The sequence below is a fragment of the Paraburkholderia fungorum genome (assembly GCF_902833645.1).
In the GTDB taxonomy this organism is placed as follows: Bacteria; Pseudomonadota; Gammaproteobacteria; order Burkholderiales; family Burkholderiaceae; genus Paraburkholderia; species Paraburkholderia fungorum.
In genome coordinates this window covers 149,853-176,480 of record NZ_CADFGE010000005.1, presented here as the reverse complement: position 1 = coordinate 176,480, position 26,628 = coordinate 149,853, and the positions used below count along the sequence as shown (strand labels likewise).

The window sequence follows — 26,628 nt, the reverse complement described above, 5'->3', positions numbered from 1 at the left end:
AGGTCTTTCGCGAGCACCTCCGCCCCGGAGAGACGCGGCGAAAGGACTAAATGTAGAATTCTCACATTTCCCCCGTATATCGTTGAGCTACCGCTTTCGATCGGCATCCAGGCCGCGCCGAGTTGAGAACGCCGCGAGTCTCGGTGACAGCTCCCGTCAGGTCCACGGGACCAGTATTTCTTTGCGTTGCTCCAGTGCCGGTAATTTTATCCTGACGTTTTCGACCGATCGGCCTTCCGTCGCTTGACGAACGCTCGATACCACACGAACACTGCGTTGAAAAGTAGCGGCCTACATTTTGTCAATGAAGGTAGTCTCTGACCGCGCGTGGTGCGTTGGCGTCGCGAACGGCATTACCTCTTCGTATCCACGTCGCCCCTCCCCCGTTGCCATCGATGCCGGCCATCCCAGCGACGCAACTTCGCCTTGCAGCGCCTTCAGAATATGCTCTGACAGATGCAAGGTTATTGCCGCGATCGACACGGTCGGAAAGTTAGCGCCAACCGCGGGAGATACCGACCTGCCTGCCACGTAATGATTGCTCATCCCATGTACCCGGCAGTTACAATCGACTACACCATGACCGGGCGAGTCGTGCATGCGGGTCGTGCCCATGTGACGCCGCGAGCCTTCGAGTAGCGCTGGCCACGGCTTGCCCTCCAGAGGATCGTCGGTCTGCACGTCCGTCACGCAGGCACGCCGCAATTCTTCCGCCAGCAATGCGACGGTGCGGTCAAACGTTCGCTTTACCAACTCTGTCAGCTGTCAGTCGACCGTCACGCGGTTCATGCCTAGCTCGTCTTTCTGTGACGAAAATGTCACGCTGCTGTCACAATTTGCCTCGGCTTCAGCGATCGTCTGGAGCTTGACTTCGGTGATAAGGGAGCGGGGCTGCAACAGGCGCGTCCGACCGAAGCAGGCGGTATCGACGAGGGTTATGTTGCAAATAGGTCCGGCGAATCGGTTAGAGCTGTCGGAGTAAAGCGACCTGATGACCCGCCATGAGCAAGCTGAAGAGTCTGGAGGAGTTGTTCGGCGGACGTCATCTTGATCGGAAAATCATCATTCTGTTTGCTCGCTGGTATCTGCGCTACAAGCTCAGCCTACGCGATCTGGTTGAGATGATGGTCGAACGGGGCTTGTTGCTGGCTCACACGACGGTCCTGCACTGGCTGAGGCGCTATACGCCCGAGTTGGTCAAACGCTGTAACCGTTCTACTACGGGTACGGGTCGCTCCTAGGGTGTCGAGGAGACCCATATAAAGATGTGCGGAAGGTGCGTCTACCCCTGCCGTGCGGGGATCGAGTCGTCCAGACGGTGGACTTCATGCAGGGGAGGCGCGACATGGCCGCCGCCAAAGCCTTCTTCAGCCAGGCCCTTAGGCATCAGGGCCAGTCGCCGGAGACCATTACGCCCGACGGTTATGCTGTTTCGCACCGCGCAGTGCGCGAGATGAAGAGGGGGCAAGCCAAGATAAGCGCTTATGCGCTGCAGGGCATAGGCGCTTTTAGGCACAGTTCCGGGTTGTACACAGTTTGTCCGCTGACGATCCGATGTTTCTGGATTGCCGGCGGACCAACTGTAGATAATCAGAGCTGTTGCAGGAAGGCAAGCACGCTGTCGGTGGGCTTGAACCTAAGTGAAGTTGCGTCCGTGGGCGCGAGCTTCTCAAGGGCTCGCTCCTTTGTTGCCAGGTCGGCGTCGATGGCGTGGACATCAGCTTCCCCTTTCGGCCACCATGGCCGATCGGAAAAGCCTGCTCTTATTATGCGAACCTTCATTAGGTGCTGTTCCTAGCAAACCGGCATCGGTCGGCCGTAGCCACTTCCGAAGATTGCTGAACTGTATACAACCCGGAACTGTGCCTAAACGCGTAAATTCCTATCATAAGCCTTTTGGTTATGAGAATTCGCCGCCATATTCCAATATGAGGCAATGGCAACGCGGTTTTCTTGCGCTAATCTGAGTGGCCCTCTGCGATCAGGATGACTCGCATGGCTACCATCGAGCGCACCGCCTACCCGCGATTTCCCAAGGTCCTTGCGGCCGGGGATCTGCAGGCCTGCTACACGCCACTGCCCGACGAACTCGAGTGGGCGCGGCGTGCGACACGGGGCGAGCGACCTCGTCTTGGCCTGCTGGTCCTGCTCAAGGTGTTCCAGCAGATGCACCATTTCCCGTCGATCGACAGCATTCCCCCGCTCTCGTCGAGCATATTCGTGCGGCGGCGAACATCGCCCAGGCGACCCGCTTCGGGTATGACACGCACTCGTCAGTCACGCTGTTCCGGCACTACACAACCGTTCGCGAATATCTTGGCGTCAAACCGTACTACGGGACCGATGCCAATACGATTGCGACACGGGCGGCCCACACAGCGGCGACATCGATGGATCAGCCGGTTGACATCATCAACGCGACGATCGATGAACTGATCGTGCAACAGGTCGAACTGCCCGCGTTTTCCACACTGGACCGGATCGCGGAGCAGATTCACGCAAAGACGCAGACGCGGCTCTTTCGCCGCGTGGCGCGGCGTCTAACGGATGATCAGAAGCGAGAACTTGACCGGCTCCTCGCGCGGGAATTCGCGAGCCGCCAGACCGCGTACAACCGCATCAAGCGTCACGCGAAGCGTCCATCGCGCCAGCATCTGGACATGTTGATCGACCACCTCGACTGGCTCGACGGACTGGGCGATTTCAGCCATGCGCTCTCGGGCATCCCCGCGTCGAAGCTCCGTTCGCTCGCGACGCAGGCGATGAGCCTTGATGCGGCGAACCTGAAGGAAACCTTGCCTGAGAAACGCCATACTCTGATCGTCGCATTGCTCAACCGCATGCGCGTGCGCGCCCGGGACGATCTGGCCGAGATGTTCATCCGGCGCATGGGGGCGATCCACAAACGGGCACGTGACGAACTCGACCTGATCCAGAGCCGCCAGCGCGAGCAGATGGAAAACCTCGTGGTGCTGCTCGACGGTGTGGTCGACATTCTCATCGACGACCCCGATGACATGACCATCGCGCAGTCGATCCGGAAGTGGCTCGCGCCGCGCGGCGATCTTGAGCCGCTGCGCGAAAGCTGTGCCGCGGTGCGTGCCTTCAGCGGTGGCAACTACCTGCCGCTGTGGAAGCATTTCCGTGCGCACCGCTCCGTCATGATGCGGCTCGCGCGCATCCTTGAGTGGGATTCGACCAGTCAGGCGCGGGCGCTGCTGGATGCACTCGACACGGTTCTCGAGCACGAGTCGCTGCACCGGGAATGGATCGAAACCGAAGTCGATCTGAGCTTCGCCGCGCCGCGCTGGCGCAAGCTCGTGAAGCGCGCCCATGGCGACGGTGCGCCGACTAACCGGCGCTACCTCGAACTGTGCGTGTTCTCCAGTATGGCCGACGAACTGCGGGTCGGCGATCTGTGCGTGTCAGGTTCGGACGCCTTTGCCGACTACCGGGCGCATCTGCTGTCGTGGCGCGAATGCGAGCAGCGGTTGCCGGACTATTGTGCAAAGGTGGGGCTGCCTGAGAACGCGCCGGATTTCGTCGTTCACCTGCGCCAGTGGCTCACGGACGCCGCACAAAAGCTCGATGACGGGTTTCCGGACAAACGCAATCACGTCACAATCGGCCAGGACGGCGAACCGATCCTGCGCCGAACCGTGGCAAAGGAAATTCCCGCGAGCGCGATCGCCTTGCAGGAGCGGCTCAACGCGCGGTTGCCGACCCGCAACCTGCTCGACATCCTCGCGAACATCGAACACTGGACGCACTTCACGCGACACTTCGGGCCGCTCACCGGCACCGATCCGAAGATCCGCAAGGCGGCCGAGCGCTACCTGCTGACGGTCTTCGCGATGGGCTGCAATCTTGGGCCCACACAGGCTGCCCGGCACCTGGACGCTGACGTGACCGCGCACATGATGTCGTTCGTCAATCGCAGGCACATGAGCGTGGACAGACTTGAAACCGCGCAGCGCGAACTGATCGAACTGTACCTGCGGCTCGATCTGCCGAAACACTGGGGCGACGGCAAGACAGTCGCGGCGGACGGTACGCAGTACGACTTCTACGACAACAACCTGCTCGCGGGCTATCACTTCCGCTATCGCAAAATGGGTGCGGTCGCCTACCGGCACGTCGCCGACAACTACATCGCGGTCTTCCGGCATTTCATCCCGCCCGGTGTGTGGGAGGCCATTTACGTGATCGAAGGGTTGCTGAAGGCCGGCCTGTCGGTTCAGGCCGACACCGTTCACTCGGACACGCAAGGCCAGTCGTCGGCGGTGTTCGCGTTCACGCACCTGCTCGGCATCAAGCTGATGCCCCGGATCCGTAACTGGAAGGACCTCGTTCTTTACCGGCCGGCCGAGGACGCGAAGTATCGCCATATCGACAGACTTTTCACGGCGACGATCGACTGGACGCTGATCGAGCGACATTGGCAGGATCTGATGCAGGTGGCGCTGTCGATCCAGGCCGGCACCATCTCGTCGCCGCTACTGCTGCGCAGGCTCGGTTCCGAAAGCCGCAGGAACCGGCTGTACCTGGCCGCGCGCGAGCTCGGCAACGTTGTTCGGACGGTATTCCTGCTCGAATGGATTGGCAACCGCGATCTGCGCCAGGATGTCACGGCGAATACCAACAAGATGGAGTCGTACAACGGCTTCGCGAAGTGGCTATCGTTCGGCGGCGACGTGATCGCGGAAAACGAGCCGGAGGAGCAGCAAAAACGGCTGCGCTACAATGATCTCGTGGCCTCGGCCGTGATCCTACAGAACACCGTCGACCTGATGTGTGCGCTGCGCGACATGGTGCAGGAAGGCGAGCCGGTCCGGCCGCAGGACATCGAATTCCTGAGTCCTTATCCGACTCACAATGTCAAGCGCTTCGGCAACTACAGGTTGCACCTCGACCGTGCGCCGGAGAGCTGGATGAAGGATGCGCTGTTCGGGCAGGCTGCACGCCCGGACGGACAGCGATAGTGATGAGCACACGTATGAGCACAGCTACCTCCGCCAATACGGATACTCCCTACGGTACGGTCGACACGCACGCGCTGCAGGTTCTGGAGTCGAGCTACGACACGACACGTCTGCTTGCGGCCGTCGACACCCTCGATACGGTACGCACTCGCCTGTACGATCCAGAGGGGTTGCGCGATGATCTGCTACGGCTTCACGGCATGGCCCATAATCTTATCAATGGCGCCAGTCCGGTTGTGACTTGCCAGCGCGAATCGGTCGTCGACCTGCTCACGGATGCGATGGACCAGATCGATCAGCACGTCGCGGACCTACTCGCGCTTCGTAACACCCTGGAGCCCCTTGAGACCTTGCGCCCCGATGATGCGGACGCGTTCAACGCCAATTGAACAGGGTACGTCCCCCGGCTATGTGCTGAATCGACTATTATCGGGCGCTGCGCGCGAGGCGGACGTATATCGAGGCTCGCCCGCTCCGGACCATGATCGCACAGACTCGCTTTGCAAACGGTGCGCGAATCGGTCCGGAGGGAGCTTACAAGCAGAACTACCCAAGCACGTATGGATTATGTCCGAACTGAAGGTGCTGTTCGTTCGCGAGTTCGAACATCCTGATATCGGCGCCTGCGCGGAAGCTGGGAAGCGAATGCGCCAGGACGTTTACGTTGTAGACGATGGATGATCTGGCCGCTGGCAGCGTGAGATTCAAGACAGCATGATAGACCGGTTGAATATCGCTGTCCGATAGCTGCGTGAGCAGGGAGCCGGCGATGACGATGGCCTGATCTTTCGCGAGATCCACCAGGCACTCCTTGCCGTCCCGATAGATGACCAAGCCAGGAGCGTTCGGCTTGATCACCGTGATCAGGTGACCATCCTCGTGCTTGCCCTGCAGATATCGCTTCCTGCAAAGCCGCAGATCTTCCCGATAGTGATTGAACTGGAGGTACGAATCATCCCGGGTCAGGACTGGCCGGGTGTACTCGTACTTCCTGCAAATTTCGTCGACAATCTTTTGGCCGTACACTGACACCTGCGCTTCGTAGCTCGCGATCCGCGAGTAAAAGTCGGTTTTGCAGAAGTCATATTTTTGATGGTCTTCCTTGAACCTGTGCCAATAGTTGAATATCTCGCACAGGTCCGAGTTCTCCTTCTCCTTGAGGAAGGAATAGCCAACCGGGAAATAGCCGTCAGTTCGCTCGACAAAGCTGAAGTTTTGCTTGTCCTTGAAACGAACACTTCCGGCCAGTACCTGTAGCCCCTCGAAGTCGCTTTGCATGCCAGGTGATATGCTGACGATTGCAAAGCCGGTCTGTATTATCTGTTCGGCCCAGGCCGGCCACGGTGCAGCGGTGTCGACCTTTTTATCGATCAAAATCAGATCGCTCTCGGAAGCTTGTTTTACGAATGTATCTTGCATATTGCTCTCCAATTCACGGAAATGTCATCTGCACTACAAACGTCAACTCAACGACCAACAACAAGATGCCGCATCGTCGCCCAAATGTTTCTAGCTCGACACGGCACGCATTCCTGGCTTGAACTCCGTCACGACCATGGCAACAATGATCAGGGCGGCTCCAGATAAATTTATGGCGCTCAGGCGATCGCCTCCCAGCAGGTAACCGAACAATCCGCCGAAAACCGGCTCAAGGACCAGGATGAGTGCGATCCGGCTCGGAGGCGACTCCACTTGGGCCTTGGTTTGCACGAAATAGCCGACCGCTGTACCGCCAATGCCTACTACGACGATAGTGGTCAGGGCCTGCGACGTATGTGGCGTAGAGAATTCTCCCGTCGCGATCGACCATACGAGAGACAACACGCCGACCACCATGACCTGAATGAACGCCAGGACTTCCGCGTCATGGTTCTTGCTGACCTTCGACAGGATGACGATATGGAGCGCCGTAAACACTGCGCAGCCGAGGACCAGGACGTCGCCGATGTGAACAGAAAGGTTACTTATGGTAAGAAGAGCCAATCCGACCGCTGCCATGACAGCGCCAAACGCCTGTTGCTTATTCGGCTGCACCTTCAATAAGATCAGCGCGAAGAGCGGCGTAAATACGACCGCCAGCCCCGTAATAAAACTCGCGTTCGACGCCGTTGTGTAGGCAATCCCGGTTGTCTGGAACGTAAATGCCAAGAAGAGAGCCACGCCCGCGAAGGCGCCGTCCTTCAGTTCGTCGAATCTTATCCGCCGTGGTTTGCGCGCCAGAAGAATCAGCATGACAACGCCGCCAACAAGAAAGCGGAATGCATTGAACGCAGTGGCGCTCAAGGTCGTTAGGGATTCGTGGATGGCGACGAACGACCAACCCCATAGGATCGTCACACCAACCAGTGCGGTTGCCCACATGTTTTCGGTCTTCATCGGTTCACCTTTACAGCGCGGGGCGCATCTGCCAGCCGGCAATGCGTGCCGAGGCGCAAGGATCTTTTGACGCGGTGCCGCTCGAACGCGGTACGCATTTCGGTCTTACAGTCGAACTGACCACCCCTATGGAGGGCTCTCGCTAAGGTTCAGCACGATCAGGCTAACGACGGCCAAGGCGAGACCAAGCAGTTTGAGGGTGGTGATGGATTCACCAAACCACGCGATGCCGATAAGAGCAGTCAGCGCGGTGCTGGCTCCTGCCCACACCGCATAGGCCATCCCGATCTCAATATGTTTGGTGGAGATCGCCATGAGCCAGACTGCACCCGTATAGCAAGCGACAGTGAAAGCCGTTGGCAGGAGGTGAGTAAATCCAGCGGAGATTTTGAGGCCGATGGTGCCGAGCACTTCAGCAGTGACGCTGACACCGAGAAGAATCCATGCGATTTGAATCGCGGGCATACAAATCCTCACTACCTCAACGTTTATACCGAACGTTGAGAAGAGGATGCCAGCGGTACCCCGGATGCGGTTAGATTAGTACAAGCGGCAGAGGATCGCAAGACAGCCGCTATCTGTTTTTGTCATGTCAGTTGTCTCATGCACGTGATTTACTTTTCGGCATTTGTGCGGACTGGGCATTGGCCAGCGCGACACGCGCTCCGTGTCGCGAATCGACGTAACGGAAAACGCCCCTGACCTCCACGCCTTCGTCTGAACCTCGCCTCGTCGATTTTCCAGATGCCGACGAACTCGCCATGCTGCGCGCCTGGTACGCCGGCACGCCGGTTCGCAAAGCCGTGGAGCGCTACCTGCCGCAGCGCGTCGGGGCCGGGCGGTCGGCACGGGGCGTCCTCGGCGGCATTCGCCGACGACTGGCGAAGGTCGCGCGACAGGTCGGTCGGCCGGATCTCGCCGCCGTTTTTGAGCACCCTGACGGTGAGCGCTTACGGGAGGGTCGGCCGTCACTTCGTCTAATCTGTCGGTGTGGGTAATCGTAAAATTTTCGCCAAAACGCCGTCAACCTGTTGTTACGCAAGGGAATTCGCGCTAACGAAGTACGCATCGAATGCGAACTCTCATGCGTGATCGGTGCCGTGCGCGCTATGTCGTTATTGACGATCAGCTTTGGCTTGCATATCGGTGGCCCTCTTGATCGGTAACGCGATGAACTCGCGCTTTCGTACCTGCCCATAGGCCATAGGCGTCAGAGTGCAGCTTGCGACTTGATCTTGCCATGACGCATGAGACGGTATTCATGCCAGATCAATAACATAACGAAGAGGTCAAGAACCGTCAGTACAACCAGACCAAAGGAGTGGGTATAGGAAAAACGATATCCTTGATAAATAATGAATAGACCCAATACAACGAGAGACGCCGGATATGCCCACAATTTATTCCTGAGAAGACCGATGACCAGAAAGACCTTAATGATTCCATGACTTAAAAGGTAGAACGCGTAAAAATGCTGGCTACTTACAGAAAAATGAGTTGCGAAAGTAAGTAGGTGGGTTGCAATAAAATCTTTCGGGTCTTCGACGAGTTCTTCTTGCGTGAGCGTGTTAACCAACGCCAGTATTGTGCTCTTGTCACCGAAGGTCAACGCGAGACCGCCAATACATTCGATCAATGCGTGAGCACCCTTAAGAATCAGGCTGACGGAAAAAATCTGGTGGATTCGTTTTTCGTTCATGAATTTGATCCTTTTATCAAAGGGATCCGGCTGCAATCGCGGGGGCGCCGGCCCGGAAGCAATGGAGCAGAAAAATCCATTTAAACCATCCTGCTATAGAGCCACAATAAAAATTGCCGGGCCCTATTCATCCAGCTCATTCAGGGAAGGCTATTGTCGATCGGCCCGCTGGCGGATATTGGCAGCTGTCGTGACCGGCAACGCGATGAAATCGCGCTCCGGCATCTCCCCGTAGATCCTCAGGAACGGCAGGTACAGTTCCACAATCCACTCTTCCCCGTCTTTCCGGCCCGCGTAGGGATGGAGGATTTCGCCGTCTGGCCGGCACCGGTCGAAACGCAGAACGCCTTTGTGCGGGTACCGGTTATCGGGATCTTTGTAGCGCACGTCCATCATGTGCGTGACGACCTCATGCGGGAAACCCGGGTGCCCGGAGGTTTCATGTTCGTGGACGGCAGCCCTGATCGCCTCTTCCTCCGTCCGATGACAGGCCGCGATTTCGTGCTCGTCGAACACTACTTCCTTCGCGATATAGGGCGGTCCGCTATACCAGTGGGGAATGTCCCGATCGAGCTGGATGGCAACGATGGTCCGCTTGCCGACATCGGTGCAGCGCCACCAGAAGCCCGCGATGCCCATGAATTCAAGGCCGATATGGAAATCCGAATGCTTCATGCGGGTCCCGGTGAAGTGGGTGGAGGCTGAACGGCATCGGTTTGTGCCAGGCGGAGTTGATCCGGTTCATTGACGGTTTGCGCATGCCGCCGGTCGTCCTCGGCATGCAGATAGATGCCGGTGGTCTCGATCGACGCGTGCCGCAGGTTCTTCTGGATGAAGCGCAGGTCGGTGCCGGCGTCCGCCTGATGCGAGGCTGCGCTGTGACGAAGCCAGTGGGTTGACGCGCGGCGCAGCGTGACGGCGCCAACCGGATCGGTAACCTCAAGCGCGTCCGCCGCGCGCCGGAACACTTCCTTGACGATCAGGTAGATCGCCGCCGGTGTCAGGTGCCGCGCGTCGTTGCCGGCGATACTCATCACGGCCGGACCGGTCTCGCTCGCCGATGGCGCGGGCGACAGGCCGTGAAAGACCCGGTACCGCGCAAAGTCGGCCATCAGTGCGTCGCTGACGGGCACATCGCCTTCAGCGCCGCCCTTGCCCACGACGTGCAGCCACCATTTTCCTCGACGCTGATAGAAGTCGGCCGCCTTGGCATTCGCAGCTTCGGAGACACGCAGTGCGGTGTGATACAGCAGGCGAATCAGCCAGCGGCTGCGCACGTAGTGCTGCTCGTCGCGTTCCGTCAGGCGCGGCCAAAGCTCGAGACTCGCGAGCACGTGATCCCACAACGCGTGATCAAGGTAGCGCTCGACCCGGCGAGATCGCCTGGCTGACGTCGTACGCCCACGGCGCAGCGCGAGCGGATTGCCAGCCAGATAGCCGGCGCTTACCAGGTAAGTCATCAGGCCCGAGAGGATGCCCAGCGCCTGATGCTGGCTGCGCTCCGATAGCGGCCCGTCGAACAGCCGCCGCGCGCGGCCTCGCCTCGGCAGCGCAGGATCGGCCCAGTCGCCGGTCGGCGCCGCGAGAAAACGCTCATACAACAGGAAGTCTTCGCGCGTGAGGCTCGACAGCGGCTTGCCGAGCGTCTGCGTGGCCCACAGCAGCAGGCGCACCGCCTCCTTGCGATAACTGCGCAGCGTATGCGGTGATGCGCTGTATTCGGCAAGCCACAGCCGCACGGCCTCGATATCCGTGTCGGCGGCGATCTGCCTGTGCCGACCGCTCGCGCGGTTGGTGCCGAGGCTGCCGTCGAGCGCGGCCGGCAGCACGATTGCGAGAACAGGTTCGGAGCGTGCGACGGCGAGGTTCATGGTGTGACGCGGTCTGGAATCAGGTTTTCGCAGCGTACAGCAAAGTTACTTGCGATTAGGCAGAGGATTTTTAGCGAAGCGGAAGCGGCGCACCGGGATGAACGCAGGCACGGTATGAAATCCGCGTCCGCTTCGCTAAAAATTCTTTGAGCTAAACCGCTCCGCTGGCGTCAGCAGCTATGGGCATTGAATCAGGGTGATGACCGTGATGTTGCAGATGGCGGTGCTGGATGCGTCGTGGAAGACGTGCCGCTGCTGCGTGTGAAGGTTGCGAGGACGCTGGTGCGATCGTGACGGGCGGTGCGATGTGGACTGTGGCGTCGCGCTGGCTGCGGCGCGGCCGAGCGCTGCCTCAACCGGGCGACCGGTTGTCCGGGCAGGTACGCGAAGCGTGAAGGCGCGGGCGTCACGGCACACCACCGGGAGGTGCCCGCGGCCGGGCGTGATGCGGCAGGAGTTCGATGCATACCATGTGTCCGCGCGCACACGCTGGGCAGTCACGCAAGGATCGACCGGTGAGTCTGGCATAGCGGTCACGATAGTCCTGGCTGAGCTCATCAGTGACAGTCGCGCGCGGTGGTATGACCTCGAGCAGACGCCGGCATTCGGCGAGTCCGGTTTCGCGGCGCCGGTTGCTGAGGAACCCATAGTGACGGATACGCTGCAGTCCGCGCGGCAGCACGTGAAGCAGGAAGCGGCGGATGAACTCCGGTGCGTCGAGCCGCATCACACGCTGTGCGGATTCATGGCGGTAGTCTTTCCAGCGGAACGTGACGTGTCCATCAGCGATGGCGATCAGGCGATTGTTCGAGATGGCGACGCGATGCGTGTAACGCCCCAGGTAGCCGAGTACCTGCTGCGGCCCGCCGAACGGTTCCTTGGAGTACACCACCCATTCCGCGCGTCGCGGGCTATCCAGATAGCGGGCGAACGCCTGCACATGCTGCAGGGGCGCGAGGGCGTTGAAGAACCGCAGGCGCCCGGTCTCAAAGGCACGCTGCAACCGCTCGAGGAACAGACGCCGGAACAGGCGTGATAGCACGCGCACCGGCAGGAAGAAACCAGGACGGCAGGCAATCCAGCGTGAGTGGTCCGGCGCCAGACCGCCACCTGGCACCACGCAGTGCAGGTGTGGATGGTGCAGCAGGTTCTGCCCCCAGGTGTGGAGGATCGCGATGAAGCCGATGTCAGCGCCGAGGTGTTTCGGATCAGCAGCGATGGTCTGCAGTGTTTCGGCGGTGGCCTGGAACAGGATGTCGTAGACCACCGCCTTGTTCTGGTAGGCGATCGCAGCGATCTCTTGCGGGATCGTGAACACCACGTGGAAGTACGGTACCGGCAGCAGATCGGCCTGACGGTCGTCAAGCCATTGTGCGCGGGCAAGTGACTGGCACCTGGGACAGTGGCGATTTCGGCAGCTGTTATAGGCGATGCGCTGATGGCCGCAGGCATCGCACTGTTCGACATGTCCGCCGAGCGCAGCGGTCCGGCATAGCTCAACCGCGCTCATGACGCGCCGCTGGGCGAGACTGAGTGACCCGGCATGGGTTTGACGATACGCGGTGCCGTAGCGACGCAATACATCTGCCACTTCCAGTTGAGCAGTCTTCATGGACGTGCTCAGACGTTTGCGGGTGGTTCTTCTGGCGGGTCAGGCGCAACTGGTTGAGGGAGCAGGTCAAACGGGCTTATGGTCGCGCAGATTGTGCTGGTAGCCACCTTCAGATAACGGAAATGTGCTGCAGCACATTTGCGTTATTACCGGCAGAAAGTTGTTATGTGCAGTGTTGAATTCCGCTCGCAATAGCAAAGGTTTCCGGTCGTAGGAACTCTACATAAAAGTTTGGACAGGTGTGGAGGCCCGCAGCCAATAATCAGCGTGCGTAACCTCCGCAGTCCTACAGCGAATGCAGCCATTCGAGCAGCGTTTTGTTCTGCTGCCAGGATGGGATCTTTGGAAGCGACGCGCCGTCGGTGGCTTTCTCGAGAGCCTTGCGCTTCATCTCGAGATTTGCGCGAGCATAAATCTCGGTTGTCTTCACATCGACGTGACCAAGGAAGTCGCGAATGATCTCGAGCGGCACGCCACTCTGCAGCAGGTGCATTCCCTTTGTGTGCCTCAGACTGTGCGGACTTACCCGCTGCGTGAATTCAGGGTGACTTCGCCTTACAGGAATCACATACTTTTGCAGAAGATATCGCACACCCGAGCGCGATAATCGTGTGCCTTGCCGGTTTTGGAAGAGTGGCTTGTCGGTGTGTTCAGGGCGATCGAGGTTGTTATCGCGTCGATGCTGGCGCAGCAGCTCGACTGTCGAGTCCATCAGCGGCACGGCGCGCAGCTTTCGACCCTTTCCCCTGAGGCGCACCTGCGATGGAGGATCCAGGCGCACGTCCCCGGCGTTCAGGTCAATCAACTCCTGTACCCGGGCACCGGTGTCATAGAGTACGCTTAACATCACTGCATCCCGACGGCCTTCAGACGTATGCAGGTCCGGTTGTGCGAGAAGCTGTGCAAGATATTCCCTGGAGAGGTAACCGACGCTGGCGCGCGGCTGTCGCCGCAGCGGAATCGCGAGGACCTGCTGACACTGCAGCAGGCGCTCGGGTACTTCCGACTGTACGTAGCGGAAGAACGCGTGCAATGCCGCGAGGCGATGATTCTGCGTGCTGACCGAAACATGCCGTTCGTTGGCCAGGTGATCAAGGAATGCCTCGACCATGCCTACGTCGATCTGTGCAAGAGACAGACGCTCCAGTGCGATTCCCCGCACGTCACGACAGTATCGCAGCAGCAGGGTGAACACGTCGCGATAGGCCTTGATCGTGTTGGGGCTCAGGTTGCGCTGTGCGGCCAGATGGTGCGTCAGGAAGCTGGTCACGAGCATGGAGAAATCCGTCGGCTTCATGATCCGCTCCTGCGCGGGATGACATCACCGAAGGCGGCGTTCGTGCGGGCCGTGATCTCCGGAAACAGTTCGGCGATCAGATGCAGATAGCACTGCGTTCCGGCGAGGGAGCGATGGCCGAGGTAGGTTGCCAGCACCGGAAGCTTCGCATCGAGGTTGGCTCCCTCCTGACACCACCGCAGCAACGCATGGACGGCGAAATTGTGCCGAAGATCATGTAAGCGCGGCCCCTTGCCTCTGCCGGCATGCGGGATCCCGGAGCGCAACAGCAGCTCCCGGTACAGCCAGTAGATGGCCGGGTGGCTCAGCGGGCCGTCTGATGGCGAAGGGAAAAAGTAGGCGTCGGACGGGCGATCGCCCATGACTTGTGCGTAGACTCGAAGGCGCTGTACCAGCGGCAAGGCTGGTGGGATGAGCCTGTCCTTACCAAATTTGCCATCACGTACCGTCAGGATTCCCCGCTCGAGGTCCACATCGGCCACGCGCAGGTGCAACACCTCGCTAATCCTCAGCCCGCAGCCATACAGGAGCCGAAGCACTTCCGGCATGATGAGATGCCGCATTGGGGATCGGGCGGTCGGTGTAAGCTGGTCAGCCGCCTGCAACAGCCGCTGAATCTCGGCATGTGTCAGGATGCGTGGAGAGAAGCTGCTCGCTCCCCTTTCCATCGGCCATCGATCCGGCACATCAGCGGCATATCCCAACCGGCACATGAACAGGGCAAATTGGCGAACTGCACAGATACGATGATCATGGGTGCCCTTGCTCTCGTGGGGCCGTTTGGCGAGCCACTTGCGGCTGATCGAGCGCGGCAGCTTGCATTCCATTAGCGTTTCATCGCTCAGGAAGCGGTCAAAGCATGCCAGCAAGCGGGCTGGCTCATCATATCGGTACCCACACGCCCGTTTCTCCTGGACGAACTGTTCCATGAGTGAGCCGACAGCACTCCGGAACTGGCCCTTGAATTTGCTACTAGACATGGCGCATCTCCTCGGTGTTCAACGCAGCAGTGCGTAGGGTTTCCACGTCGGTCTTGGCGTAGATCAACGTCGAGGCTGTCGTCGCGTGCCCCAGGATGTCGCTGATGACTTGAAACGGCGTCTGTTCATGGAGCAATTGTGTCGCGAGTGTGTGGCGTAGCGAGTGCAAACCATAGCGTTGTGGAGTCCTGAAGTGAATCCCGGCCATGGCCTTCCAATGACGGACGATCCAATGTAGGCTGTCGGCTTCGCGGAAGGGTAGGAAAGGCGCGTTCAATGTGAGGAACACTTCTCGATGATCCGAGTGGGGACGGCCCGATCTCAGATAGTCAATCAGCGCTTCGCCAACTTCCTCCGTCAATGGCAAACAAAGAGGTGCGAGGGTCTTCGACTGCCTAACCTCTATTGTGGCCGTTTCCCACTTCAGATCGTCGAGGGATAGTGCGCGAATATCGCCCACTCTCAATCCGAGGCGACAGGCAAGTAGAAAGATCGCGTAATCGCGCTTACCTTTGGGCGAGGTTCTATCAACGGCTTCGAGCAGCCTGGTCAGGACTTCCGGGGCCCAGACCGACGGAATAGTCGCATCGCGGGGAACGTGGACCACCGGCAATACATGGCTGAGATCCTGCTGCAGAATTCCTCGCATCAGAAGAAAGCGCAGAAAGCAACGGACATCGGAAACGATGCGCGAGACTGACTTCGCCGACAGACGATGTTGCGCGGTCACAAATGCGCAGAGATCGGCCGGCTGCATCTGATCAAAAGACGTGATATTCCTTGAACCAAGGAAATCCGCGAATATCGCTATCTCCCGCGTCCGCTCGCGAAGGGTCGTTGTACGAAGATGACGGCGATCCCGGCAGTACAGTTCATAGTCGCGCAATGCCGTGCTCATGGGTGCGGGAACCTGTATCTTCTGCATGTCGGTGACGATGCGCTCAATGTACCCGTCATGCGCAAAGCGCTCGAGAACCTTGAGGGAAACCACGATATTCCGCCGCCACCCCTGGTCAGAGTTCACGCATTCGTCGGCACGAACTTGATACGTAGAGCAAAACCGTTTCGCCAGCTCCAGGGAGTACTCATCGCCCAGACTCATCTCCTGACAAAACTCAATGAGATGACGCCAGACTACGCGATAGCGCCAGAGCGATTTCCTGCTATAGCCTAGCCTCTTCAGCTCGCTCAACGCACCGGCGACGAACTGCTGCAACGGCAGATGGCTTGAAACTTGATGGGTTGACTTCTCCATGATCGAACTCCTCACAAAGGCGATCACGATGGCCGCCAGGAGCCCATCATGAAACTTTATGTGCAGTAGTTCAAACCAGATGCCTTGCTCACAAAGCGTAGGACGTTGCTACTCTACATAAAGATCTACGGTCGGTAATAACGCGAGGTGGTGGCGAGGCTGCGGTGGCCGAGCAGCAGCTGGATGGTACGCACGTCTGTGCCCGATTCGAGCAGATGGGTGGCGAACGCGTGGCGCAGCGAGTATGGCGTGACCGGCTTGCTGATGCCGGCCCGGCGCCGGGCCTGCTGGCACGCCAGCCGTATCGTCGCAGGAACGACGGGCTGGTCAGCGAACCGTCCCGGGAATAGCCAGTGCTCGGGTCGACCAGTCTGCCAGTAACTGCGCAGGATTTCCAGCAGTCGCGGCGAGAGCATCACATAGCGGTCGACCTGGCCTTTGCCCTGCTCGATGCGCAGCACCATTCGCTGGCTGTCGATGTCGCAGACCTTCAGCCGCGTCACTTCCGAAATACGCAGGCCGCCCGCGTATGCCGTCATCAGGATCGCGCGGTGTTTAAGGCTCCTGATTGATTCGAAGAAAGCGGTGACCTCCTCGCGACTCAGGATCACCGGTAGTGTGCGTGGCTGCTTCGACATGACGATGTCGTCGACCGCCCAGTCGCGTTTGAGCGTAACCGTGTAGAGAAAGCGTAGCGCGGCGGTCGCGGTAACCAGGCTGCTGCGCGCCAGTTGCCGAACCTCGACGAGGTGCAGTTGCCAGGCGCGAATCTCTTCGGGTCCCAGCGTCGCCGGGGAGCGGCCAAAGTGCTTCGCGAAGGCGCCAACTTGCTGCAGGTACGCGCGTTGGGTATTGGCCGAGAGATTGCGAACGCGCATATCCTCGACCATCCGCTGACGTAGGGGTGTCATGGCAGGACTCCTTTCGGGATGAGCAGGTGCGGTGAATTGCACTGTCATCGTCGCACCCGGAAAGGAATGCCCGCGGCGCCGGCCAGGACGGGGACGTCGGCCAGCCACCATACCGCGTCAGCGGTTTAGTTCAATGCGGATTATCGTAAATTCTGAGTGTTTATCGTTATACGTATAACGTAATATTATGATATACATCTCTAATTCTCACAAAAAATCCATACCCTCCACCACTTTCACCCGGAAAATGCCGTCATAAGCCGTGTCAGCGACACCCGCATCCGTACCCGCGAAGCCGCTGCACGGCTCGTTGCCGCCGGGCGCCTCCCTCATGAGCTAACCGTCGACCTGATCTATGCAGAGATCCGCCAGGGTAGCCGCACCACGATCAATGATGAACTGAAGCAATGGAAGGATGAGAAAACCAGAGTCGACGCGCTCTCCAGGCAATTGCCGCCTTCCGTCGCCGATGCGATGCTTGCTGCGTGGGCAGTCGCCGTCGAACATGGCGAGAAAGTGTACGATTCGCGCGTCGGTGAACTGGAAGCGGAGTTGGCGGACGCATTCGTGCGGGCTACGACGGCCGAGCGGACGTGCGCCAGTGCCGACGAGGCACGCCGCGTCGCTGATGCTCTGTCTGCAGGACAAGGTGTGCGGGTAGCCGACTTGCAGCGGCAACTCGCGGCGGCGGCCGATGAACAAAAAGCGGCACAGGCGCGTATCGCCGCGCTGGAACAGCTGTTGGACACTACGCGCGAGCAGGCAGACGTGAAACTTGATGCGCTACGCGCGACTCATGACCGGGAGGTTGCTGCGTTACGGGCATCGGTCGATACGCGCGATGCGGCGTTCCAAAGTGAGCTGAACAGGGCCACCGGACGTATGGAGGGAGTCCAGAAACACATGATGCAGCAGATCAGCGAAGCCCGCGACGAGCGCAAGCGAGCCGAGGCCCAGAGTGCAAAAATCCGGGAGAAATGCGAGACGCTGCACGCTGAAACGGGCGCGTTGCGGACTGATCTGACCGAAAAAATGCGGATGCTCGAACGATCTGGCAAGTCACTCGAACAGACTGAGGCCGATCTGCAGCGCTTGCGAAACGAACATTTAACGGTGCTTGCTCAACTGGCCGAAGCGCACGGAAAGCTGGAGAGCGTCGGGCAACTGGTTGCATCACTGGAAGCCCGGGCGAGGGCCGCTGAGGCGCGGCCTTCGGATGAAATATCCGGTCACCGCGGCACGGCCGCATCGGGCCGCGGTAAATCCTAGGCACCTGCAAACGTTGCTATTGCCGGCCAGCATGAATTCTTCCGGAGAACCGCACGGTGAAAGTATTGATCATCGAAGACGACACCGCCATCGCGACCAACCTGTACGACTATCTGGAGAGCGGCGGCTATGAGGTGGACCTCGCGTCAGATGGCGTGATGGGACTGCATCTCGCTGTCACCCAGCACTGGGATGCGATCCTGCTCGATCTGTCGTTACCGGGGATGGACGGCCTGACGATCTGCCGCAAGCTGCGCGAAGAGGCGCGTCGCGATACGCCGATCCTGATGCTGACCGCGAGAGATACGCTGGATGACAAGCTCCAGGGTTTTGGACAAGGCGCGGACGACTACCTCATCAAACCATTCTCACTCAAGGAAGTAGGCGCACGGCTCGGCGCACTGATCAAGCGCTATAAAGGCAATGTGACGCAGGCGACCGTGTCCTGTGCAGACATCCGCTTCGATCCAGCGACGCTCGCCGTCGACCGTGGCGGCCGGCCGGTGAAGCTGCCACCAAAATGCCTGCATCTGTTGCGCATCCTGATGCAGGCGCCGAATCGCGTATTCGGTCGCGCGGAACTCGAAACCGAAGTCTGGGGCGAGCAGTTGCCGGACAGCGATACCCTTCGCGCGCACATCTATACGCTACGCCGCGCGCTGACCGCCAATGGCGAGGACGATCTGATCGAAACGGTCCATGGTCTCGGCTACCGGCTGGTGGTGAGCGATGCAACCACGCCGTAGCCTGCGCTTCAAGGTCGCGCTAGTTTTTTCGGCGCTGACGATCCTGTTGCTGATGGCTCAAGCTCTTGGCGTGAAGGCGCTCGCCGAAGCGCAGGAGGAGCGGCTCATCAGCGCGCTGATCGCAGACGACATGGCGAGCGTCCTCAAGAGCTGGCAATCGGACCCAACGGCTGTGCCGCCGCTCGATCCGAGACTCGATGGGCATGTCTCGACAGGAGGCCACGTAAGCGTGTCGCTGCCCGCATCCGCCAGGAATCTGCGTGACGGCACTCACGAAATCATCGTGAGCGGCCGTGAAATCCATGTGGCAATCGCACCGTTCGGCGATACCCGCGTGTATCGGATCTACGACTTCAGCGCGTACGAGCAACGCTTCAGGCAGGTGATTGACGCCCTGATGTTCGGCACCGGTGTATTTGCGCTACTGGCATTCTGGCTCGCGTTTGGATTGTCGGGCCTGCTGGTCCGACAGGTTGCCGGCCTCGCCCGCCAGGTCAAAGCACTCAGGCTCGGCGCGTCGGCCGCGCTCGATGCCGGCAGGTACGATGAAGTGGAGGTCGTGGAACTGGTCGATGCGTTCAATGACTATCATGGGCGTATGGCGCAGATGATCGAGCGGGAGAAAGAGTTCACCGGCAATGTCAGTCACGAATTGCGCACACCGCTCACGGCGATCAAGACCAGTTGCGAGCTTCTCGACCACGATGTGTCGATCAACGCGAAGTCGAGAGTGCGCCTGCGGCAGATCGAGCGCGCGGCCGACACCATGAGCGATCTGGTCAATGCGTTGCTGCTGCTTGCGCGCGAAGAGTCGCCGGCCGACATTGGCCCGGTGCGTCTCATCAGCGCCATCGAGGACGCACTTGACCTGGTTACCGACACGCTGCAAGCCAGAGGTATCCAGACCCGGATCGAGGTCGATCACGGCCTGCACGTCGAAGCAAACCGCTCCGCGCTCGCGCTCGTGTTGTCGAACCTGGTCGACAACGCAGTCCGCCACACCGACAGCGGCCATGTCCGCTTCGCCTATGCGGATGGCTGGCTCCAGATCGAAGACACCGGCTGCGGCATCGCGCCGGAATCGCTTCCGCACGTGTTCGAGCGCTTCTATCAGGCGGGCGCGGTACACGCCGGCGCTAAAGGCTTCGGCATCGGCCTGGCGATCGTCAGGAAGATCTGCGACCGCTACGGTTGGTCGATCCAACTCGACAGCGAACGGGGCAAAGGGACCCGCGTCTCGCTCCGGTTGCCGCCGGCAAACCGGATTTCCGCTGACTTCACAAAAAGTTGATGTTTTCTTGACGGAAACTTCACAGCCCGCTGCGTAGCATGGGGTTATCGGCCTTTCCGTGGATGCATGGAAAGTACATTACCCCTCCGTGAAGGAGCTTGTCATGAAATCGCTTATCGTCGCGCTCGTTGTCGCGTCAACCGCCATTCTTCCCTCGGTTTCGTTTGCTCAGCGAACTCACGAACTCACGCGTGCCGAGGTTCGTGCCCAGCTGGTCGCTGCGGAGCAGCAGGGACAGATCCCTCAGTCCAAAACCCAGTATCCAGATCCGATGAACATGCACGGGACGACTGATAACACGTCCGGATACGGAGCACCCACGGCCGGCAGTCAGCAGGCAGGCACGCCGCTCGGGCAGCAATTGGGCCGCTCCTCCATCTATGCGCACCACTAAGCGTAGCAGCTCGTGCTGCGTTGACACTGAAGCTGTCAATGCAGCACGAGCTGCCCGGTAGTGGCGACCGGATCACCATGGGCATCGACGTGCGGCAATCACAGTCCGCGCATAGAGATGTTAGTTATGACAGATCGTCTTGACGAAAACTTCACAAGCTTTAACGTAGCATCCCCGTCTGCCTGCCGCTTGATCAAGTGGCCAACAAGAACACCGTGGATATTGCTATGCGCCGACCGCTGCTGCTCGCGGGCATCCTGCTGACGGGATGCGCCACCTATCACCCGCAGCCGATCACCCTGACTCACCTGGCCCGCCACTTCGAGGACCGGTCGCTCGCGAGCGACGATTTGCGCACGTACCTCACGCGGCAGCTCGGACACGAAATCGATCCATGGCCGCTGTCGCGCTGGAACCGCGAGATGCTTACTCTCACGGCCTGGTACTACAGCCCGGCGCTCGACGTCGTGCGTGCGCAGTGGGGCACCGCAAAGGCGGCCATCGATGTGGCTGGCGCGATTCCTAACCCGGTGTTGCAACTGCCTTTCCAGTACGCGACCCCCAACCCGGGGCCCGGTTCGTCGTTCATCACCGGCCCGGCGCTCGACGTTCCGATCGAGACTGCACACAAGCGCGGCTATCGGATAGATCAGGCAACACACCTGTCGGAAGCCGCGCGCCTCGCCATTGGCAACGAGGCGTGGAAGGTGCGCGCTCAGGTGCGTGACGCGCTGATTTCGCTTTATGCCGCCCGGCAGCGCACTGCCTTCCTGTCGCGCAAGGCCAATGCGCAGCAGCAGATCGTCGCGATGTTGAGGATGCGCCGGTCGGTTGGCGAGAACTCCGGACCGGATGTCGATGCAGCAGTGCTCGCAGCCACGCAGGCACAAGCCGAGCTTGCCGCTGCACACAGTGCCGCACAGGACGCACTCGCGCAGATCGCCGCCGCGATTGGCATCCCGGCTGCAGCACTCAACGGGGTGCAGCTCGAGCTGGACGCGTTCGGCACCGTCCCTCCTGCACCGCCCGCCGCTGACGCGCGACGCGAGACGGTTTTCCATCGCGCCGACCTGCTCGCGTCGCTCGCCGCGTACGCGGCCGCCGAGTCGGCGTTGCAGCTCGAGGTAGCGAAACAGTATCCGGATATCCATTTCGGCCCGGGGTACACATACGACACCGGCACCAACAAGATCGCATTCGGAGTGGCCGGCATCTCGCTTCCGATCTTCGACCAGAACCAAGGCGGTATCGCACAGGCGCAAGCGAAACGCAAAGAGGCAGCCGCGCGCACGATGGCGCTGCAGGATGCGATTCTCAACGATCTGGACCACGCGCTCGCCCATAACCAGGCGAGCATCGCTGCAGTGCGACTGTCCGCCGAACACCTGGCGAGCGCGCGCAGGCAACTGGACAGCCAGGCCGCGAGTTTCGCGGCCGGCGCCACCGATCGCCTCACGTTCACACAAGCCAGGGCCGATTATCAGACGAGCGAGATCGCCCATCTGGACGCTGTGGTCGCTGCGCAGCAGGCCGCCGGCATGCTCGAAGACACCATGCAGCGGCCTCTCGAACCGGAAGCAGTCAACTCCACCGTGACCGAACAGGAGATATCGCGATGAAACGACCAGCGGTCATCTTTTCCATCGTCTACCTGCTGCTGGCAGCCGGTGCCTGCTGGTTCGCTTACCGCACCTTCTACGTCGATGCTTCGCTGCCAGACGCGGCTGCGCAGGTCACTGCGCAGCCGTCCGTTCAGACGGTGAACGGCGAAACGGTCGTCGTCGTCGCCACCGACGTGCAGCGTGCCAGTCACATCGATGTTGCGCCGCTCACGGCCATCACCAGCCAGCCCGGGAGCATTGCGTACGCGACGGTCGTTGACTTGCAGCCGCTGTTCGATCTGCGAAATCGCCTCGCGGCCGCGCGGGCCGACTACGAGACGTTGCGTGTACAGTCCGGCAACTCGCGCGTGCAGTTCGAGCGCAGTCGTGTGCTGTTCGAAGACGACCGGAACGTCTCACAGAAGAGCCTGCAGGACGCACGCGCTGTCATGCAGGCCGATCAGGCGAAGCTGCAGTCGGCCGAGGCCACGCAAGGCGGACTGGATGCGAGCATGCGGCAGCAATTCGGGACAGTGCTCGCCAACGCCGCAATGGCGCCCCCCTCGGACTTCTTCCAGCGGCTGCTCGCTGGCCGCGCGGTCGTGTTGCGCGTGACGCTGCCCACCGGCTATAGCGGCGCAGCGCCCGCGCACATTAAGGTGGACACACCGGACGGCCAGCCAGCCGCGGCGCAGAAACTCTCGGCTTCACCGCAGGGCGACCCCGCGATCCAGGGCAACCCGTATTTCTATGATACGGACAGTACGCTGCCGGTGGGAACCCACACCGTCGCGCATGTGCCGGCGTCGAATCCGGGCCCATCCGGGCTTGTCATCCCCGAGGGCGCCATCGTCTGGTACGGCGGCCAGCCGTGGGTCTACGTGCGCACCGCGCCCGATCGCTTCACGCGACGCTACGTACCGGCATCCTCGTCCGGCGAACAGGGCTTCGTCGTGACCAAAGGGTTTCACGCGGGCGAGAACGTCGTGACGCACGGCGCGCAGTTGCTGCTGTCCGAAGAGCAGCGGCCTCAGGGCATCGCGACGGCATGCAAGGATCCGCCCGAATGCGATGACTGATCCGTAAGCCTGCTTCATCCAACACGAATTTAACGAGTACTCATGCTCAACGCGATAATCCGGTTTTCGCTGCGTTTTCGCGGCGTCATTTACGCGCTGGCTGTGTTGCTAGCCGGCTATGGCCTCTATACGCTCACGCGCGCGAAACTCGATGTGTTTCCGGAATTCGCTCCGCCAATGAGCATCGTGCAGACTGAGGCACCGGGCCTGTCGAGCGAACAGGTCGAAACGCTGGTGACCCAGCCGGTCGAAAATGCGCTCGCCGGCATGGCGGGCCTCCGGTCGATGCGCTCGAAGTCGCTGCAGGGCCTGTCGGCGATCACGGTGGTATTCGATAGGCATGCGAATCTGTTGCAGGTCAGGCAACTGGTGTCCGAGCGCGTCAATGCGCTGGGCTCGACACTGCCCGCGGGCGTGCAGCCACCCAGGTTGCTGCCCCTCACGACCACGACGAGCGTGGTGCTCACTATCGGGCTGACGTCGACGACCCGCTCGCTGATGGACCTGCACGACATCGCGCAGTGGACAGTCCGTCCTCAACTGTTGAGCGTGCCTGGCGTCGCTGACGCCATCGTGTTCGGCGGCGACACGCGGCAGTTGCAGATACAGGTCGATCCGGCCCGGCTGATGCGCTACGGCCTGTCGATCCAGGACGTGATCACTGCGGCCCGGGCATCCACGGGCGTGCGCGGCGCAGGTTTCATCGAGAACGCCAATCAGCGCATCGCCATCAATACCGATGGTCAAATCAGAACTCCCGCCGCACTGTCCGGCGTGGTGCTGCGCTGGAGCAACGGCGCAGCCGTGCGGCTCGGCGACGTCGCGACCGTCACCTGGGGCAGTGCGCCGGCGGTGGGCGCGGCGTCGATCATGGGCAAGCCGGGTGTCATGCTGGTGCTCGAAAGCCAGTATGGCACCAACACGCTCGCTGTCACGAACGACATCGAGAAGACGCTGGCCTCGCTTAAGCCGGTGCTGGCCCAGCAGGGTGTCGAGCTGACCGCGGATGTGTTCAGGCCGGCGAACTTCATTGAGGTGGCGGTCAGTCATCTGCGCACCGCATTGCTGGTCGGCGCGGTGCTCGTCGTTGCGGTGCTGTTCCTGTTCCTGCTCAACATCCGCACTGCGGTCATTTCAGCAGTGGCGATTCCGCTTTCGCTGCTGGTCGCGATCATCGTGCTGAGCTCGTTTGGTGTAAGTCTGAACACGATGACGCTCGGCGGCCTCGCGATCGCGCTCGGCGAGGTGGTCGACGACGCAATCATCGACGTCGAAAACATCTACCGGCGGCTGCGCGAGAACCGCAACCGGCCCGAACCCCTTCCGCCGTTTCGCGTGGTGCTGCGCGCCTCGCTCGAAGTGCGCAGTGCAGTGGTGTTCGCCACCTTTATCGTGATGCTGATTTTCCTCCCGGTGCTGACGCTCTCGGGCATCGCCGGCAAGCTGTTCGCGCCGCTTGGCGTCGCCTACATCCTCGCGGTGCTGGCGTCGCTCGGCGTCGCGCTCACGCTCACGCCAGCGATGGCGCTCGCGCTGCTGACCCGCGGGCCGTTGCCGGCCGGGGAGCCCCGATTCCTGACGTGGCTGAAAACCCGCTACGCCGCCGTGCTGCTGAAGGTCGAGCAACGGGTGAGAACCGTCATGGTGGTGGTCGCGTTGATATGCGTTGCTTCCCTGGCTGTGCTGCCGTTCATGAACGGCAATTTCATTCCGCAGTTGCGCGAAGGCCACTTCATTGTGCATATGGGTCTTGAACCGGGAACGTCGCTTACCGAGTCGATGCGCATCGGCACGCAGGTTTCGCAGGCGCTGATGCATATCCCTGGGGTGCGCCTGGTTGCGCAGCGCGCCGGCCGGGCCAATGAAGTGGTCGACCCGGTCGGCGTGCAGTTGAGCGAGTTCGAGGTCGACCTTGAGCCGATGGGCTCGGCGCGGCAGAGCGCAACCCTGCGCCGTATCCAGGAAACGCTCGCGCGCTTTCCCGGCATCACCACGTCGGTCAATACGTTTCTGGTCGAACGGATCGATGAGACCATTTCGGGCGTGACCGCCCCGGTGGTCGTCAACGTGTTTGGCGACAACCTCGACGTGATTGACCGGAAGGCGCAGGAGATCGCCCGGCTGCTGGGGACGATCCGTGGCGCGGCAAGCGTGCGGGTGGAATCACCTCTAGGCATCCCGGAACTCGACGTCAGACTGAAGCCTGATCAGTTGAGCCGCTGGGGCTTCCGGCCGGTGGAAGTGCTCGATGCAATCCAGAGCGCCTATCAGGGAAGCACGGTTGCACAGACCTATGACGGCAGCCGCGCCTACGACGTCACTGTGGTTCTCGCGCCCGATGCGCGCAAGAATCTTGCCGATGTCGGCGCGTTGATGCTGCGCAATCCGGATGGGCTGTCCGTCCCGCTGCGCGAGCTGGCGAGCATCGGTCAGGTCTCGGGCCGCTATCAGATCACGCACGACGGCGGCCGGCGGATGCAGACAGTGTCGGTCAATCTCGGCCGGCGCGCCGTGAGCGATTTCGTCAGCGTAGCGCGATCCCGCGTCAGTCGCGAAATTGTCATGCCCAAAGGCACCTACGCAGTGTTCTCGGGCGAAAGCGAGGCACGCGCGCAATCGCAGCACGACCTGCTCGCTTATGGCGCCATGTCGGCGGTCGGCATCGCACTGCTGCTCTTCCTCGCGCTGAAGAGCCGGCGCGGTGTCGTGCTGGTGATGCTGAACCTGCCCTTCGCGCTGGTGGGGGGCGTGCTAAGCGTGCTCGTCACAGGCGGCAACCTGTCGCTGGGCAGCATGGTGGGCTTTGTCACTCTGTTCGGCATTTCGTTGCGCAACTCGATCATGCTGATCAGCCACTTCGAGCACCTGGTGCATGTCGAAGGCGTGCCTTGGGGTATCGACACAGCGGTGCGCGGCGCGTCCGAACGGCTGATCCCGATCCTGATGACAGCGCTCGTGACCGCGCTCGCACTGCTGCCGCTCGCGCTCACCAGCGGCGCGGCGGGCAACGAGATCGAGGGGCCGATGGCGATCGTCATTCTCGGCGGCCTCGCCACCTCGACGCTGCTGAATCTCATCGTGCTGCCCACACTCGCGCTGCGCTATGGGCGGTTCGAGCGCGATACGCTGGCAGAGCCGGGAGCGCCCAAATCGAACGGATAAGCAGGGCATTTCAATTGTGCTGCCTGTGCAAGCGGTGTGTTCCAGCGTTTCCCGCGTGACTGGAACGAGAAAGGTCTACCCCGGGGACAAGTTTCTTGCGTCA

General features: G+C 60.7%; 20 protein-coding genes and 3 pseudogenes. 11 read left to right on the top strand and 12 right to left on the bottom strand.

Annotation, left to right across the window (positions count from 1 at the left end):
• Positions 1-291: 291 nt before the first annotated feature.
• Positions 292-600, bottom strand: coding sequence for a GMC oxidoreductase (locus HWX91_RS40780; RefSeq protein WP_244144097.1), 309 nt, complete (start codon positions 598-600; stop codon positions 292-294).
• 401 nt (positions 601-1,001) lie between these two features.
• Between HWX91_RS40780 and HWX91_RS41335 the strand changes: the two are divergent.
• The 3 genes and pseudogenes from HWX91_RS41335 to tnpC form a co-directional block, all read left to right on the top strand.
• Positions 1,002-1,459, top strand: a pseudogene (locus HWX91_RS41335) (DDE-type integrase/transposase/recombinase); the annotation flags it as partial.
• A gap of 536 nt (positions 1,460-1,995) precedes the next feature.
• Positions 1,996-4,982, top strand: a pseudogene (locus HWX91_RS17905) (Tn3 family transposase).
• 14 nt (positions 4,983-4,996) lie between these two features.
• On the top strand, positions 4,997-5,371 hold the full coding sequence (tnpC, locus tag HWX91_RS17900; protein WP_028197539.1) for a Tn3 family transposase post-transcriptional regulator TnpC: 375 nt from the start codon (positions 4,997-4,999) through the stop codon (positions 5,369-5,371).
• 157 nt (positions 5,372-5,528) lie between these two features.
• Here tnpC and HWX91_RS17895 read toward each other — a convergent pair whose 3' ends face one another.
• The 3 genes from HWX91_RS17895 to HWX91_RS17885 form a co-directional block, all read right to left on the bottom strand.
• The gene (locus tag HWX91_RS17895; protein ID WP_025647658.1) at positions 5,529-6,401 is read right to left on the bottom strand and encodes a hypothetical protein; all 873 of its coding nucleotides are present in this window, start codon (positions 6,399-6,401) and stop codon (positions 5,529-5,531) included.
• Between the two features lie 90 nt (positions 6,402-6,491).
• Positions 6,492-7,358 (bottom strand): DMT family transporter, encoded by an 867-nt coding sequence (locus HWX91_RS17890; RefSeq protein WP_028197538.1) that lies wholly within the window; start codon positions 7,356-7,358, stop codon positions 6,492-6,494.
• 126 nt (positions 7,359-7,484) lie between these two features.
• A complete protein-coding gene (locus tag HWX91_RS17885) occupies positions 7,485-7,823 on the bottom strand; it encodes a DMT family transporter (RefSeq protein ID WP_025647654.1) in 339 nt (112 codons plus the stop codon).
• 233 nt (positions 7,824-8,056) lie between these two features.
• Between HWX91_RS17885 and HWX91_RS40775 the strand changes: the two are divergent.
• Positions 8,057-8,323 (top strand): annotated as a pseudogene (locus tag HWX91_RS40775) (integrase); the annotation flags it as partial.
• Between the two features lie 245 nt (positions 8,324-8,568).
• Here HWX91_RS40775 and HWX91_RS17880 read toward each other — a convergent pair.
• The 8 genes from HWX91_RS17880 to HWX91_RS17845 form a co-directional block, all read right to left on the bottom strand.
• Positions 8,569-9,057 carry a DUF2127 domain-containing protein gene (locus HWX91_RS17880; protein WP_025647650.1) on the bottom strand — a complete coding sequence of 163 codons (489 nt, stop codon included), beginning with the start codon at positions 9,055-9,057 and terminating at the stop codon, positions 8,569-8,571.
• A 150-nt stretch (positions 9,058-9,207) separates the two neighbouring features.
• A complete protein-coding gene (locus HWX91_RS17875; protein WP_028197536.1) occupies positions 9,208-9,732 on the bottom strand; it encodes a hypothetical protein in 525 nt (174 codons plus the stop codon).
• On the bottom strand, positions 9,729-10,928 hold the full coding sequence (locus tag HWX91_RS17870) for a tyrosine-type recombinase/integrase (protein WP_028197535.1): 1,200 nt from the start codon (positions 10,926-10,928) through the stop codon (positions 9,729-9,731). The genes HWX91_RS17875 and HWX91_RS17870 overlap by 4 nt, the downstream gene beginning before the upstream one ends.
• Positions 10,929-11,334: 406 nt before the next feature.
• Positions 11,335-12,540 carry an IS91 family transposase gene (locus HWX91_RS17865; RefSeq protein WP_025647643.1) on the bottom strand — a complete coding sequence of 402 codons (1,206 nt, stop codon included), beginning with the start codon at positions 12,538-12,540 and terminating at the stop codon, positions 11,335-11,337.
• Positions 12,541-12,826: 286 nt separating this feature from the next.
• Positions 12,827-13,837 carry a site-specific integrase gene (locus tag HWX91_RS17860; protein ID WP_028197534.1) on the bottom strand — a complete coding sequence of 337 codons (1,011 nt, stop codon included), beginning with the start codon at positions 13,835-13,837 and terminating at the stop codon, positions 12,827-12,829.
• Positions 13,834-14,817, bottom strand: a complete 984-nt coding sequence (locus HWX91_RS17855) for a tyrosine-type recombinase/integrase (RefSeq protein ID WP_028197533.1) — start codon at positions 14,815-14,817, stop codon at positions 13,834-13,836. The genes HWX91_RS17860 and HWX91_RS17855 overlap by 4 nt, the downstream gene beginning before the upstream one ends.
• Positions 14,810-16,072 (bottom strand): site-specific integrase, encoded by a 1,263-nt coding sequence (locus tag HWX91_RS17850; protein ID WP_028197532.1) that lies wholly within the window; start codon positions 16,070-16,072, stop codon positions 14,810-14,812. Before HWX91_RS17850 ends, HWX91_RS17855 begins: the two co-directional genes overlap by 8 nt.
• Positions 16,073-16,197: 125 nt before the next feature.
• Positions 16,198-16,983, bottom strand: coding sequence for a tyrosine-type recombinase/integrase (locus HWX91_RS17845; RefSeq protein WP_042275511.1), 786 nt, complete (start codon positions 16,981-16,983; stop codon positions 16,198-16,200).
• Between the two features lie 216 nt (positions 16,984-17,199).
• On the opposite strand from HWX91_RS17845, the gene HWX91_RS17840 reads away from it, so the two are divergent.
• The 7 genes from HWX91_RS17840 to HWX91_RS17810 all read left to right on the top strand — a co-directional run bounded on the left by HWX91_RS17840 (position 17,200) and on the right by HWX91_RS17810 (position 26,525).
• On the top strand, positions 17,200-18,252 hold the full coding sequence (locus tag HWX91_RS17840; protein WP_102857446.1) for a DNA-binding protein: 1,053 nt from the start codon (positions 17,200-17,202) through the stop codon (positions 18,250-18,252).
• A gap of 56 nt (positions 18,253-18,308) precedes the next feature.
• Complete coding sequence (locus HWX91_RS17835; protein WP_028197531.1) at positions 18,309-18,998, top strand: response regulator transcription factor; 690 nt, start codon at positions 18,309-18,311, stop codon at positions 18,996-18,998.
• Positions 18,982-20,289, top strand: coding sequence for a sensor histidine kinase (locus tag HWX91_RS17830; protein WP_025647635.1), 1,308 nt, complete (start codon positions 18,982-18,984; stop codon positions 20,287-20,289). The genes HWX91_RS17835 and HWX91_RS17830 overlap by 17 nt, the downstream gene beginning before the upstream one ends.
• Before the next feature lie 103 nt (positions 20,290-20,392).
• Positions 20,393-20,683 carry a DUF4148 domain-containing protein gene (locus HWX91_RS17825; RefSeq protein ID WP_025647632.1) on the top strand — a complete coding sequence of 97 codons (291 nt, stop codon included), beginning with the start codon at positions 20,393-20,395 and terminating at the stop codon, positions 20,681-20,683.
• A 227-nt stretch (positions 20,684-20,910) separates the two neighbouring features.
• On the top strand, positions 20,911-22,302 hold the full coding sequence (locus tag HWX91_RS17820; protein ID WP_028197530.1) for a TolC family protein: 1,392 nt from the start codon (positions 20,911-20,913) through the stop codon (positions 22,300-22,302).
• Positions 22,299-23,363 carry an efflux RND transporter periplasmic adaptor subunit gene (locus HWX91_RS17815; protein ID WP_025647628.1) on the top strand — a complete coding sequence of 355 codons (1,065 nt, stop codon included), beginning with the start codon at positions 22,299-22,301 and terminating at the stop codon, positions 23,361-23,363. Before HWX91_RS17820 ends, HWX91_RS17815 begins: the two co-directional genes overlap by 4 nt.
• A 42-nt stretch (positions 23,364-23,405) precedes the next feature.
• Positions 23,406-26,525 (top strand): efflux RND transporter permease subunit, encoded by a 3,120-nt coding sequence (locus tag HWX91_RS17810; RefSeq protein WP_028197529.1) that lies wholly within the window; start codon positions 23,406-23,408, stop codon positions 26,523-26,525.
• Positions 26,526-26,628 lie beyond the last annotated feature (103 nt).